Origin of the sequence: Pseudomonas graminis (genome assembly GCF_013201545.1) — a bacterium.
Lineage (GTDB): Bacteria > Pseudomonadota > Gammaproteobacteria > Pseudomonadales > Pseudomonadaceae > Aquipseudomonas.
In genome coordinates this window covers 3,619,098-3,632,681 of sequence record NZ_CP053746.1, presented here as the reverse complement: position 1 = coordinate 3,632,681, position 13,584 = coordinate 3,619,098, and the positions used below count along the sequence as shown (strand labels likewise).

Genomic DNA, 13,584 nt, shown 5'->3' with positions numbered 1-13,584 from the left:
CTTTAAACGGGAAGACGTAAGCGGCCATAGCTCAAAATTGATGGCGCACACACTGGCCTATTCCCGGCTGAAGCCGGTCCTACTAAGACATGGGATGCGGCTTTAGCCCACCACCACCCCACGGCACTCGCCAAAGCCGATACTCACTTCGCCCTCCTTACGGCAGCGCGCTTTGAGGATCACCTCATCGCCGGCCTCCAGAAAGGTTCGCGTCTCGCCGTTGGGCAATTCTACGGCGCGCTTTCCGCCTTCGGTCATTTCCAGCAGGCTGCCAAGCTGGCCGGGCTGCGGGCCTGACAAGGTGCCGGTGCCGAACAGATCGCCGGCTTGCAGCTTGCAGCCGTTGACGCTGTGGTGGGCCACCATCTGCGCAACGGTCCAGTACATGTTCAACGTGTTGCTCAGGGACAGACGCTGGGGCGCGATACCCTGCTCTTTCATCCGCGCGGTGAGCAGCAGCACTTCCAGCTCGATGTCCAGCGCGCCGCCGGCCTGATCCTGCTCGTCGAACAGATAAGCCATCGGCGGCGGGTCACCCTCGGGACGCGCTGGCTGGGCCGCACTAAATGGCGCCAGCGCCTCGGCCGTGACCACCCACGGCGAAATGCTCGTCGCAAAACTCTTCGACAGAAACGGCCCCAGCGGCTGGTATTCCCAGGCTTGCAGGTCCCGGGCCGACCAATCGTTCAACAGACAGAAACCGGCGATGTGCTCGCCCGCCCTGCCGATGGGGACAGGCTCGCCCGCCTCGTTGCCCTGCCCGATCCACACGCCCACTTCCAGTTCGTAATCCAGACGTTTGCTCGGCCCGAAATCCGGCGCCTCGGCACCCGGCTTCAAGGTTTGCCCGCTGGGGCGCTTGACCGGCATCCCGGACACACCCAGGGTCGAGGCCCGCCCGTGGTAGGCAATCGGTACGTATTTGTAGTTCGGCAACAGCGGATTGTCCGGGCGGAACAGCTTGCCGACGTTCATCGCGTGATGAATGCCGACGTAGAAATCAGTGTAGTCGCCGACCTGCGCCGGCATGTGCATCTTGCAGTCAGCCATCGGCACCAGCAGACGCTCGCCCATGGCCTGCAAGCGCTCACGTTGCAGGCTTTTTTCCTCGAGCAGGTGCAGCAGTTCATGGCGCAACGCCTGCCGGGACGAACCGCCCAGGGCGAAAAAGTCGTTCAGTTGCCCCTGGCTGGCGGCTTCGACGGCCACGCGCGCGGCGCCGTTGAACAGGCTGGCCTCCAGGGCCGTTTGCAGGTCCAGAATGAAATCGCCGATCGCGACGCCGCCGCGCTTACCGAAACCGGGGCGACTGAACACGCCCAAGGGCAGGTTTTGCAGGGGAAAGTCGGGATGGTCGTTGGCGCTGGCAACCCAGCTGCGCAGGTGCTGTGAAGTGCTCATCGTTGGCTGTCCGTGTCGAAAGGCTTGAACGTTCTGGCGATGCCATCCCAACAGACATCGTAATCGCTTTGCAGCTGTGGGCTTTCCAGCGCGTGGTAGCTGGGGCGCAGGACCTTGCCGGTCTCGAACATGAACGCCATGGTCTGTTCGATCTTGTGCGGCTTGAGCTCGGCGGCCATGGCCTTCTCGGCGCTGGCGTTGTCCGGGCCGTGGGCGCTCATGCAGTTGTGCAGTGATGCGCCGCCGGGCATGAAACCTGCGGCCTTGGCGTCGTAGGCGCCATCGATCAGGCCCATGAATTCGTTCATCAGGTTGCGGTGAAACCACGGCGGCCGGAAGGTGTTTTCCGCCACCATCCAGCGCGGTGGGAAGATCACGAAATCGACGTTGGCCTGACCGTCGACAACGCCCGGCGAGGTCAGTACGGTGAAGATCGACGGATCGGGATGGTCGTAACTCACCGTGCCCAAGGTGTTGAAAAGGCGCAGGTCGTATTTGTACGGGACGTTGTTACCGTGCCACGCGACGACGTCGAAGGGGGAATGACCCAGCGTGGTCGCCCACAGTTCGCCGAGGAATTTCTGCACCAGCACGGTGGGCTGCACGCTGTCTTCAAAATAGGCGTGGGGCACCTGGAAATCCCGGGGATTGGCCAGGCCATTGCTGCCGATCGGACCCAGGTCAGGCAGACGCAGGGCGCAGCCGTGGTTCTCGCAGAGATAACCTCGCGCGGCGCCGTCGAGCAACTCGACGCTGAATTTCAGCCCCCTTGGCAGCACGGCGATTTCTTGCGGCTTAAGCTCTAGCAGGCCCAATTCGGTGATGATGCGCAGGCGACCCTGCTGGGGGACGATCAGCCATTCGCCGTCAGCGCTGAAGAACGCGCGCTGCATAGAAAGGTTGGCGGTGTAGACGTAGATGCTCACGCCCTCGGCCTGCTCGGCAGACGAGGTGCTGGCCAGCGCGTGCAGGCCGTCGATGAAATCGGTGGGTTCGGCGGGGATGTCGAACGCATTCCAGCGCAGGCGATTGGGGGTGACGGGGCCTTGCTGTTGACCGGTAATCTGCCGCTCAAGTCGCTGAAAACGAGGGTGCGCGGCAGACGGTTGAATACGGTAGAGCCAGGTGCGCCGGGCTTCGGCGCGAGGGACGGTGAATGCGGTCCCGGAGAATTGCTCGGCATACAGGCCCAGCGGGTGACGCTGGGGCGAGTTCTGCCCGCGGGGCAATCCGCCCGGCATCGCCTCGCTGCTGAATTGATTGCCGAAGCCGCACTGGTAGCGCATGGAGTCGGACCGGGGTGCTGTCGACATGACGACCTCTAATTGTTTTTATCGTAAGCGTGTTACGCATAACGTAATTTGAGTTTGCAGAAGGGTCAAGCTATAAAGCAGCCTTTCCAGACCGGGGGCCTCCCTTGCCATGACCGACGATTCCACCCCCGCCGCCGCGCCACGCCAGCAGAAAGTCCAGTCGGCTGAGGTCGGCGTCGGCATCCTCAAGGCGCTGGCCGAACTGGCCCCCGCCACGTCGCTGTCGAAACTTGCCGAGTACGTCGACATGCCGGCCAGCAAGGTGCATCGCTACCTCCAAGCGCTGGTGGACAGCGGCTTTGCCGAGCAGGACCCGGCCAACAATCATTACCGACTGGGTCGTTCGGCGTTACAGGTCGGCCTGGCCGCACTGAGCCAACTGGATGTACTGAAAACGTCTGCGCCAGCCCTGATCGCACTGCGCGATGAACTCAACGAAACCTGCTTTCTGGCCGTGTGGGGCAACAAAGGCCCGACGGTGGTGTACGTCGAGCAGGCGCTGGGGGCGGTCACCCTGGTCACACAGATCGGTTCGGTGCTGCCACTGCTCAGTTCGTCCACCGGGCTGGTGTTCGAGACCTTCTTGTCTGCGACTGAAACCGCCGGGTTGAGGGAGGCGGAATCGGCATCGTTGGACGAGGCGCAGTTGCAGGAGATTGATCGGCACCTCCAAGAGATCCTCAGCACCGGGGTGCATCAGATTCATGGGATGTTGATGGCCGGGGTCAACGCAGTGTCGTCGCCGGTGTTTGCCATGGGCAACAAGCTGGTGGGTGTGGTGACGGTGGTGGGTTCGGCATCGGTGTTTACCGATCAGCGTCAGGCCCTCGCTGCACAGAAACTGCTGCAGATGGCTCAGGCAATCAGCGCGCGGATGGGTGGGGAAATGCCGCCGCTGGCGTCAACTCGCGATCATGAATAACGTTTGGGAACATGCCTGCGCCAATAGGTCAGGGCCAGGCACTGCACCCGGCATGAACACGAGCCTGTAGGAGCCGGCTTGCTGGCGAATGCGATTAATCCCGCGCCGCTGCAGTGAATGATGCACCGAGTTCGCCAGCAAGCCGGCTCCTACAAAGCCTGTATCGAACTAAGCTTCAATCCACCGCCAACACGCCCCGGCGCACTTGATCCCGCTCGATCGACTCGAACAGCGCCTTGAAATTGCCCTCGCCGAAGCCGTCGTCACCCTTGCGCTGGATGAATTCGAAGAACACCGGCCCCATCAGGGTTTCCGAGAATATCTGCAGCAGCAGTCGCTTGCTTGCGCCGTCTGAATTGCCGTCCAGCAGAATCCCCCGCGCTTTCAGCTCGTGCTCCGGTTCGCCGTGGTTGGGCAGACGGCCTTCGAGCATTTCGTAATAGGTGTCCGGCGGCGGGGTCATGAAACGCATGCCCAGCGCCTTGAGCCGATCCCAGGTGTCGATCAGGTTTTCGGTGAAGAACGCGACGTGCTGAATGCCCTCGCCGTTGAACTTCATCAGAAACTCCTCGATCTGCCCGGCGCCTTTGGACGATTCCTCGTTCAGCGGGATGCGGATCATGCCGTCCGGCGCTGTCATCGCTTTCGAGGCCAGGCCGGTGTACTCGCCCTTGATGTCGAAGTAGCGCAGCTCACGGAAATTGAACAGCTTCTCGTAGAAGTTCGCCCAATAGGCCATCCGCCCGCGATAGACGTTGTGGGTCAGGTGGTCGATGAATTGCAGGCCGGCGCCCTTGGGGTGACGGTCGACGCCTTCGAGGTACACGAAATCGATGTCGTAGATCGAGGTGCCTTCGCCGAAACGGTCGATCAGGTACAAGGGGGCGCCGCCAATCCCCTTGATCGCCGGCAAACGCAATTCCATGGGCCCGGTGCCGATCTCGACAGGCTGCGCGCCGAGTTCCAGCGCGCGCTTGTAGGCCAGTTGCGAGTCCTTGACCCGAAATGCCATGCCGCACACGGAAGGACCATGCTCCGCCGCGAAGTAGGACGCTTCGCTATTGGGCTCGTTGTTGAGGATGATGTTAATCGCGCCCTGGCGGTACAGCGACACGTTCTTGGAACGGTGTTGGGCGACTTTGGTGAAGCCCATGATCTGGAACACAGGCTCCAGCACGTTCGGGGTCGGCGAGGCGAATTCGATGAACTCGAAGCCCATCAGGCCCATTGGATTTTCGTAGAGATCAGTCACGGTCTTGCTCCTGCTGAAAAGTGAGAGGCACAGCGGCTTGGATCACGATTCAGCGGGTGGCGCGCAGGAAATCCCCCGCACGCTGCGGGCGAGGAAGTCGCCGAAGATCAATTGCAGACCGAAGCTTTTCATGGGGGAAAGATTACTCCGGCTTGTCCGATTGCGCATCGGGATGGGCGGCCTGAAACGCCGGATGCTGCATCGCCAGCGCTTCGACCCGGCAAATGCGTGGATACGGGGTCATGTCCACGTTGAAGCGTCGCGCCGCATACACCTGAGGCAGCACATACACATCGGCGAGGCCGACCGCGCCAAAACAAAACTCAGCGTCGCCAATCAGGGCCTCCACTGCGGCGAAGCCTTCGCCGATCCAGTGGCCGATCCACGCCGTCACATCGCCTTCGTCGTGACCCATGCCGCGCAGGCGATTCAGCACCGCGACGTTGTGCAACGGATGAATGTCGCAGCCGATCAGGGCGGCAACCTGCCGATGGCCCGCCCGGGCGAGCAGCCCTTCGGGGAGCAATGGGAATTCGGGGGATAATTCTTCGAGGTATTCGATGATCGCCATGGACTGGATGATCGCCTCGCCGCCGTCCACCCTCAGAGCGGGAACGCGGCCCTGGGGGTTTATCGCCAGGTAGTCGGGCCGGTGGTGTTCACCGCCGTCGCGAATCAGGTTGACCGGCAGTGCGTCGAACGCGAGACCTTTCAGCGCCAGGGCAATGCGCACCCGGTAGCTCGAAGTCGATCGGTAGTAGGTGAAAAGATCCACGGGAATGGCCTGTTATTGTTGTTTTGGTTTTCACTACGGCGTAAGCGACTTACGCAATGCGTAAACTGCGGCAATGCGGGATGCCTGTCAAGTTCAGCTCCATCTGCTCAAGCCCAGCCCTCCAGCCGCAGAGTGGCGCGCACCAGCCGTTGCTCCTCGCTTTCGATCTCCCGCAGGTTGTCGCAGATGTTCTGGATGTGCGCCACAGCCGCCTTGCGCGCCTGCTCGGGCAAGCGCCCGGTGACCGCGTTGTACAGCCGGGCATGATGACGGTCGATCTGTCGCTTCTGGGCTTCACGGTGATAGAGGTTGTTGACCGAAGCGAACACCGTGTTGAGCAGTAGATCCGTCAACGAACGCAGGGTCTGCACCAGCACCGGGTTGTGGGACGCTTCACAGATGGCCAGATGAAACGCATGGTCGAGACGGGCGTGTTCGGACGCCGGCATCGGGTGGTCATGGCCGGCCACCAACGCGTTGTAGGCCCGGGTGATCAGCACAAAATCCGCGTCGGTGCCACGCAACGCTGCCAGCCGCGCGGACTCCCCCTCCAGCAGGCTGCGCACCTCGAACAGGTCGTAAAGCGTGCGCGGCTGAGAGGCGAACAAATGCATCAGCGGCGAGGCAGCGGTCAGCCCGAGCCCGCCCATCTGCGCGACAAACGAACCCTTGCCATGACGGGTTTCGATGATGCCCCGGGCGCGCAGCAACTGCAGACCCTCGCGCAGGGCGGTGCGCGACACCCCGAGTTTTTCGGTCAGTCGCCGCTCGGAAGGCAACAGCTGACCGACCTTGAGCACCCCGTCGACAATCAGTCGCTCAATGCGCTCGCTGACGACATCGGCGACCTGCTGCGGGCGCTGGGTTTGGGTAGTTTCCATGGCTAAGTGTTCCTCGGGTTAGCGCTGGGTCCAGTCCGTTCGGTCGAATCGATCCGTAGAAGCCGGCTTGCTGGCGAACACATTTTTTCAGTCGCATCCCAACAAACTGGATTGCCCGGTTCCCCGACAAGCCAACTGCTACAACGGGCCCCGCACTGGTATGACCGCGGATATCAACCTGAACAGCAAAGAGCGCGACCAGCGCTATCTAGTTGATATTCAAGTTTATTAGCCGAAAATTTCCTGATCCCGCATCGCGAAACTGGTTCGACCACTGCTCCAGCCGGTAGACACTAAGCCCCGCTGAGCCAATGATGCAAGCCAGCCATTCACGTTCCGCCACGGAACGGGCCTCCAATAAAAACAAGACAGGGTTGCGAACCCATCATGAATATCCTGTACGACGAACGGGTCGACGGCGTTCTGCCGGCCATCGACAAACAACAGCTGCTCCAAGCGCTGCAAACCCGCCTGCCCGATCTGGACATCCTCCATCGGGAGGAAGAATTGCGCCCCTACGAATGCGACGGCCTCTCCGCCTACCGAACGACGCCGATGCTGGTGGTGCTGCCCCAGCGCATCGAGCAGGTGCAGACGCTGCTGAAGGTCTGCCACGAGCGCGGCGTGCCGGTGGTGGCCCGTGGTGCCGGGACCGGACTGTCCGGCGGCGCACTGCCGCTGGAAAAAGGCGTGCTGCTGGTAATGGCGCGCTTCAACAAAATCCTGCACATCGACCCCGCCGGGCGTTACGCCCGCGTGCAACCCGGTGTGCGCAACCTGGCCATTTCCCAGGCCGCAGCGCCTTACGACCTTTATTACGCGCCGGACCCCTCCTCGCAAATTGCCTGTTCCATCGGCGGCAACGTCGCGGAGAACGCTGGCGGCGTGCATTGCCTGAAATACGGCCTGACCGTGCACAACTTGCTCAAGGTCGACATCCTCACGGTCGAGGGCGAGCACATGGTGCTGGGCTCCGACGCACTGGACTCGCCAGGCTTTGATCTGCTCGCACTGTTTACCGGCTCCGAAGGCATGCTCGGCGTGATCACCGAGGTCACCGTCAAACTGTTGCCCAAGCCGCAAGTCGCACGGGTGTTGCTGGCCGCCTTCGACTCGGTGGAAAAAGCCGGGCGCGCGGTCGGTGACATCATTGCCGCGGGCATCATCCCCGGCGGCCTGGAAATGATGGACAACCTCGCCATTCGCGCCGCCGAAGACTTCATTCACGCCGGCTATCCGGTGGACGCCGAAGCCATCCTGTTGTGCGAACTCGATGGCGTGGAAGCTGACGTACACGCCGATTGCGACCGGGTCCGCGCCGTGCTGGAAAACGCCGGGGCGACCGAAATCCGTCAGGCCAAGGACGAAGCCGAACGCGTGCGCTTCTGGGCCGGGCGCAAGAACGCTTTCCCGGCAGTCGGTCGGCTCTCGCCGGATTATTACTGCATGGACGGCACCATTCCGCGTCGGGAACTGCCGGGCGTGTTGAAGGGCATTTCCGCGCTGTCGGAAGAATACGGACTGCGGGTCGCCAACGTTTTCCACGCCGGCGACGGCAACATGCACCCGCTGATCCTCTTCGATGCCAATCAACCCGGTGAACTGGACCGCGCCGAAGCGTTGGGCGGGAAGATTCTGGAGCTGTGCGTGAAAGTCGGCGGCAGCATCACCGGCGAGCACGGCGTGGGCCGCGAAAAGATCAACCAGATGTGTGCGCAATTCAACAGTGACGAGCTGACGTTGTTCCATGCGGTAAAAGCCGCTTTTGACCCGGCCGGCACCCTCAATCCCGGCAAGAACATCCCGACCCTACACCGCTGCGCCGAATTCGGTGCCATGCACGTGCACATGGGCAAGCTGCCCTTCCCTGAACTGGAGCGTTTCTGATGGATGCCCAACGTCAGCCGCCCTTCGTGGCCCAAGAGCGCGATGCCAGCGATGCGCTGCTGGAGCAGGTTAATCAGGCGATTCAATCCGCCCTGCCGCTGCGCATTCAAGGTGCCAACAGCAAGGCATTTCTGGGTCGCGAGGTGGCAGGTGAAGTGCTCGACACCCGCCTCCACTGCGGCATCGTCACTTACGACCCGACCGAACTGGTGATCACCGCCCGCGCCGGCACGCCGTTGTCGGTGCTGAACGCCGCGCTGGAAGACGCCGGTCAGATGCTGCCCTGCGAGCCACCTAGCTACAGCGATGGCGGCGCAGGTGATGGAACCGTCGGCGGCATGGTCGCCGCAGGCTTGTCCGGGCCGCGCCGGCCTTGGTCGGGCTCGGTGCGGGACTTTGTGCTGGGCACGCGGGTGATTACCGGTCTGGGCAAGCATCTGCGCTTCGGCGGCGAGGTGATGAAGAACGTCGCCGGTTACGACCTGTCGCGCCTGATGGCCGGCAGTTTCGGTTGCCTGGGACTGATCACCGAAGTCTCGTTGAAAGTCCTGCCCAAACCGAGGCTGTGCACCAGCATCGCACTGGAGATGGACAGCAGCACCGCCCTTGCCCGCCTCGCGCAGTGGGGTCAGCAACCGCTGCCGATCAGCGCCGCCAGCCACGACGGCCGCGTGCTGCGCTTGCGCCTTGAAGGCGGTGAAGGTTCAGTTGCGGCGGCCCATGACCTCCTGGGCGGCGAATCCATCGACCCGGCGTACTGGCGCGAATTGAACGAACACCGTCTGGATTTCTTCACCGATGGCCGTCCGTTGTGGCGCCTGTCATTGCCTGTCAGCACTGCTGAGCTGGACCTGCCGGGGGAGCAATTGATCGACTGGGCCGGTGCGCAACGCTGGCTCAAATCCGACGCCAGCGGCAGCGAGATTCGTCGCATCGTCAGCGCCGCAGGCGGGCACGCCACCTGCTACAGCCACGGCCTCGACGACAGCCCGTTTCAGCCGTTGGCCACGCCGTTGCTGCGCTACCACCGCCAGCTCAAGGCACAACTCGATCCGCACGGAATTTTCAATCCGGGCCGAATGTACGCGGAGATCTGAACCATGCAGACGACCCTGAGCGAACACGCCAAAAGCCTGCCCCGTGGCGAAGAAGCGGAAAGCATTCTGCGCAGTTGCGTGCACTGCGGTTTCTGCAACGCGACCTGCCCGACCTATCAGCTGCTCGGCGATGAGCTGGATGGGCCACGCGGGCGCATTTACCTGATCAAGCAAGTGCTGGAAGGCAAGGAGGTCACGGAGAAAACCCAGTTGCACCTGGACCGCTGCCTGTCCTGCCGCAACTGTGAAACCACCTGCCCTTCCGGCGTCGACTACCACAACCTGCTGGACATCGGCCGGGAAGTGGTCGACGCTGCCGTGCCGCGCCCGCTGGGCCAACGATTACTGCGCGACAGCCTGCGCGCCGTTGTTCCCAATGCCGGGCTGTTCAAATCCCTGACCCAGTTGGGTAACTCCTTCAGGCCACTGCTGCCCGGCGCATTGAAGACCAAGCTGCCCGGCAACATCCGCCCGGCCAAGGCGCGGCCGACCCGGCAGCATGCGCGACAGATGTTGATTCTCGAAGGCTGCGTGCAACCCGGTTTGTCGCCCAACACCAATGCGGCCACGGCGCGTGTGCTGGATCGGCTGGGCATCAGCGTCACATCCATCGCTCAGGCCGGCTGCTGCGGCGCCGTGGATTACCACTTGAACGCCCAGGAACAAGGCCTGCAGCGGGCACGGCGGAACATTGATGCGTGGTGGCCGAGCATTCAGGCCGGTGCCGAAGCCATCGTGCAGACCGCCAGCGGCTGCGGCGCCTTCGTCAAGGATTATGGCCACCTGCTGCGCCACGACCCGGCATACGCCCAAAAAGCGGCAGCCATCAGCGAACGCACCAGGGACCTGGTCGAAGTGCTGCGCGCCGAACCCCTGGAGCAGCTCGGCGGTTGCACCCGCCAGACCCTGGCCTTCCACTGCCCGTGTACGCTGCAGCACGCGCAGAAACTCGGCGGCGCCGTCGAGTCGGTGTTGACCCGGCTGGGCTTCAATCTCACACCGGTGCCCGACAGTCACTTATGCTGCGGCTCGGCCGGCACCTATTCGATCACCCAACCGGTGCTGGCGAAACAGCTGCGGGACAACAAGATGAACGCGCTGGAAAGCGGCAACCCGGACGTGATCGCGACGGCCAACATTGGCTGTCAGACCCATCTGGCCAGCGCCAACCGCACGCCGGTCAAACACTGGATCGAACTCATCGAGGACGCCTTGCCTCCAAGTTGATTGCAGGCGCCCTGGCTCCGTATCAGACGCACACTCATGACACCCTTTGCCCTTCAGGAGAACTGCATGAAAACCAAATCCGTACTGACCCAGACCGAAGTCACCCAGATCCTCGCCGCGGCCCGCACCGAGGCGCAGAACAACGGCTGGGCAGTGTCCATCGCCGTCACCGATGACGGCGGTCACCTGCTGGGCTTCGAGCGCCTCGACGGCTGCGCGCCCATCGGTGGCTACATCGCCATCGAAAAAGCCCGCACCTCGGCGCTGGGTCGTCGCGAATCCAAGGGTTATGAGGAAATGGTCAACGGCGGGCGCACCGCATTCGTGACCGCCCCGCTGCTGACTTCGCTGGAAGGCGGCGTGCCGGTGATCATCGACGGTCAGACCATCGGCGCGGTGGGCGTGTCCGGGGTGAAAGCCGATCAGGATGCGCAAGTGGCCAAGGCCGGGGTTGCGGTGGTAAGCGCGCAGTAACGTCCGCAGCGATCGCCTGCAGCAATGCTGCAAACCCAATTCATGATGGAGACCCCAGATGACCGAGTTCGTCAATTGCCACAACCTCAAGGTGGCGGCCAACCTCAAGCGTTTCGTCGACGAGGAAGTGATCCCCGGGACAGGCCTGACCCCGGAACTGTTCTGGGCCGATTTCGATTCGCTGGTCCACGACCTCGCCCCGGTCAACCGCGAGCTGCTGAAAGAGCGTGACCGCATACAGGCTCAGTTGGACAAGTGGCACAAATCCAATCCCGGCCCGGTCACCGACATGCCGGCGTACATCGCGTTTCTCGACAGCATCGGCTATCTGAAGCAGGTGCCGGCGCAGGTTCAGGTGTCCACCCACAAAGTGGACATCGAAGTCAGCGAGCAGGCGGGTCCGCAACTGGTGGTGCCCGCTGCCAACGCCCGTTACGCCCTGAACGCCGCCAATGCGCGCTGGGGTTCGCTGTACGACGCGCTCTACGGCACCGATGCCATTTCCTCGGCCAACGGCGCCGAAATCAAGGCCGGGTACAACCCGCTGCGTGGCGAGAAAGTCATCGCCTTCGCCAGGGCCCTGCTCGATGAAGCCGCGCCCCTGGCGTCCGGCTCCCATGTCGGCGCTAAGGCCTACGCAGTGGACAGCGGCGAAATGCTGGTCACCCTCGCCGACGGCAGCCAGTCGTGCCTGGCACAGCCCGAGAAATACGTCGGCTATCAGGGCGAGCCGCGCCAGCCGAACGCAATCCTGCTGAAGAACAACGGCCTGCACATCGAAATCCAGATCGACCCCGCCAGCCCGATCGGCGCCACTGACCCGGCCGGGATCAAGGATCTGCTGCTGGAAGCCGCGCTGTCGACCATCATCGACTGCGAAGACTCGGTCGCCGCCGTCGATGCCGACGACAAGCTGGTGATCTACCGCAACTGGCTGGGCCTGATGAAAGGCGACCTGACCGAAGCGCTGGTCAAGAACGGCAAGACCATCACCCGTCGCCTGAACGCCGACCGCCAATACACTGCGGCCGACGGCAGCGCGATTACCCTGCACGGGCGCTCGCTGCTGTTCATCCGCAACGTCGGCCACCTGATGACCAACCCGGCGATCCTTTACGACGGCAATAAGGAAATCCCGGAAGGCATTCTTGATGGCGTCATCACCAGCCTGATTGCCCTGCACGACCTGCACAACCGCACCAACTCCCGCGCCGGCAGCGTCTACATCGTCAAACCGAAGATGCACGGCCCGGACGAAGTCGCGTTCGCCAACACCCTGTTCAGCCGCATCGAAGACGCGCTGAAAATCCCGCGCAACACCCTGAAGATGGGGATCATGGACGAGGAGCGGCGCACCAGCGTCAACCTAAAGGCGTGCATCGAAGCGGCATCGTCGCGGGTGGCGTTCATCAACACCGGTTTCCTTGATCGCACCGGCGACGAGATGCACAGCTCGATGGAAGCCGGGCCGATGCTGCGCAAGGGCGACATGAAAGCCACGCCGTGGATCAAGGCCTACGAGCGGAGCAACGTGCTGGTGGGCCTGGCGTGCGGGTTGCGCGGGCGTGCGCAGATCGGCAAGGGCATGTGGGCGATGCCGGACCTGATGGCCGACATGCTGGAGCAGAAGATCGCGCACCCGAAATCCGGCGCGACCACGGCGTGGGTGCCCTCGCCGACCGCCGCCACCCTGCACGTACTGCATTACCACAAGGTGGACGTGAAAGCGGTGCAGCAGGAGCTTGAACAGGTCGATCTCGACAGCATCAGCGAAGACATTCTGCTGGACCTGCTGAGCATCCCCGTCGTCGAAAAGGCGGAGTGGAACGAGGATCAGATTCGCGAAGAAGTCGAGAACAATGCTCAAGGGCTGTTGGGCTATGTGGTGCGCTGGGTGGAGCAAGGCGTTGGCTGTTCGAAGGTGCCGGACATTCACAACGTCGGCCTGATGGAAGACCGCGCGACACTGCGCATTTCCAGCCAGCACATCGCCAACTGGCTCCGCCACGGTGTGGTCTCCGAGGACTATGTGAAAGATGCCTTGAAACGTATGGCGAAGGTTGTCGACCGGCAAAACGCCGGGGACTCGGCTTACACGCCAATGGCCGGCAATTTCGAAAAGTCAGTGGCATTCCAGGCCGCCAACGCGCTGGTGTTTAAAGGCCGCGAACAGCCGAGCGGCTACACCGAACCGCTGTTGCACGAGTTCCGGTTGGCGTTCAAGAAGGAGCATTGATCGAGCGGAAGCGCTGGGGATTTTGAAGTGGGGTGACTTGCTCAGGGATGGGGTGGGTCAGCAGCACTCAGGCTGGCCGACAGAATGCCTTCGCGAGCAAGCTCGCTCCCACAGGTTCA

At 62.7% G+C, this 13,584-nt stretch carries 11 protein-coding genes; 6 read left to right on the top strand and 5 right to left on the bottom strand.

Annotated elements, in window-relative coordinates; genetic code table 11:
* Positions 1-102 precede the first annotated feature (102 nt).
* Together fahA and hmgA are read right to left on the bottom strand one after the other, a co-directional pair.
* The gene (gene fahA / locus FX982_RS16195; RefSeq protein WP_172611618.1) at positions 103-1,401 is read right to left on the bottom strand and encodes a fumarylacetoacetase; all 1,299 of its coding nucleotides are present in this window, start codon (positions 1,399-1,401) and stop codon (positions 103-105) included.
* Positions 1,398-2,714: a homogentisate 1,2-dioxygenase gene (hmgA, locus tag FX982_RS16190; RefSeq protein ID WP_172611617.1), complete on the bottom strand. Its 1,317-nt coding sequence runs from the start codon at positions 2,712-2,714 to the stop codon at positions 1,398-1,400. Before hmgA ends, fahA begins: the two co-directional genes overlap by 4 nt.
* Positions 2,715-2,823: 109 nt before the next feature.
* On the opposite strand from hmgA, the gene FX982_RS16185 reads away from it, so the two are divergent.
* Entirely contained in the window at positions 2,824-3,636 is an 813-nt protein-coding gene (locus FX982_RS16185) for an IclR family transcriptional regulator (RefSeq protein ID WP_172611616.1), read from the top strand.
* Between the two features lie 175 nt (positions 3,637-3,811).
* Here the strand turns inward: FX982_RS16185 and hppD are convergent, their stop codons facing one another.
* From hppD to glcC, 3 genes are all read right to left on the bottom strand, one after another.
* Positions 3,812-4,888: a 4-hydroxyphenylpyruvate dioxygenase gene (gene hppD / locus FX982_RS16180; RefSeq protein ID WP_172611615.1), complete on the bottom strand. Its 1,077-nt coding sequence runs from the start codon at positions 4,886-4,888 to the stop codon at positions 3,812-3,814.
* Positions 4,889-5,030: 142 nt separating this feature from the next.
* On the bottom strand, positions 5,031-5,663 hold the full coding sequence (gene maiA, locus FX982_RS16175; protein ID WP_172611614.1) for a maleylacetoacetate isomerase: 633 nt from the start codon (positions 5,661-5,663) through the stop codon (positions 5,031-5,033).
* Between the two features lie 107 nt (positions 5,664-5,770).
* Positions 5,771-6,544, bottom strand: a complete 774-nt coding sequence (glcC, locus tag FX982_RS16170) for a transcriptional regulator GlcC (protein ID WP_172611613.1) — start codon at positions 6,542-6,544, stop codon at positions 5,771-5,773.
* 387 nt (positions 6,545-6,931) lie between these two features.
* On the opposite strand from glcC, the gene glcD reads away from it, so the two are divergent.
* The 5 genes from glcD (at position 6,932) to FX982_RS16145 (ending at position 13,465) form a co-directional block, all read left to right on the top strand.
* Positions 6,932-8,431, top strand: coding sequence for a glycolate oxidase subunit GlcD (gene glcD, locus FX982_RS16165; protein ID WP_172611612.1), 1,500 nt, complete (start codon positions 6,932-6,934; stop codon positions 8,429-8,431).
* Positions 8,431-9,528, top strand: coding sequence for a glycolate oxidase subunit GlcE (gene glcE, locus FX982_RS16160; RefSeq protein WP_172611611.1), 1,098 nt, complete (start codon positions 8,431-8,433; stop codon positions 9,526-9,528). The genes glcD and glcE overlap by 1 nt, the downstream gene beginning before the upstream one ends.
* A 3-nt stretch (positions 9,529-9,531) precedes the next feature.
* The gene (gene glcF / locus FX982_RS16155; RefSeq protein WP_172611610.1) at positions 9,532-10,755 is read left to right on the top strand and encodes a glycolate oxidase subunit GlcF; all 1,224 of its coding nucleotides are present in this window, start codon (positions 9,532-9,534) and stop codon (positions 10,753-10,755) included.
* 66 nt (positions 10,756-10,821) lie between these two features.
* A complete protein-coding gene (locus tag FX982_RS16150; protein ID WP_172611609.1) occupies positions 10,822-11,229 on the top strand; it encodes a heme-binding protein in 408 nt (135 codons plus the stop codon).
* Positions 11,230-11,287: 58 nt separating this feature from the next.
* Entirely contained in the window at positions 11,288-13,465 is a 2,178-nt protein-coding gene (locus tag FX982_RS16145) for a malate synthase G (protein WP_172611608.1), read from the top strand.
* Positions 13,466-13,584: the final 119 nt, after the last annotated feature.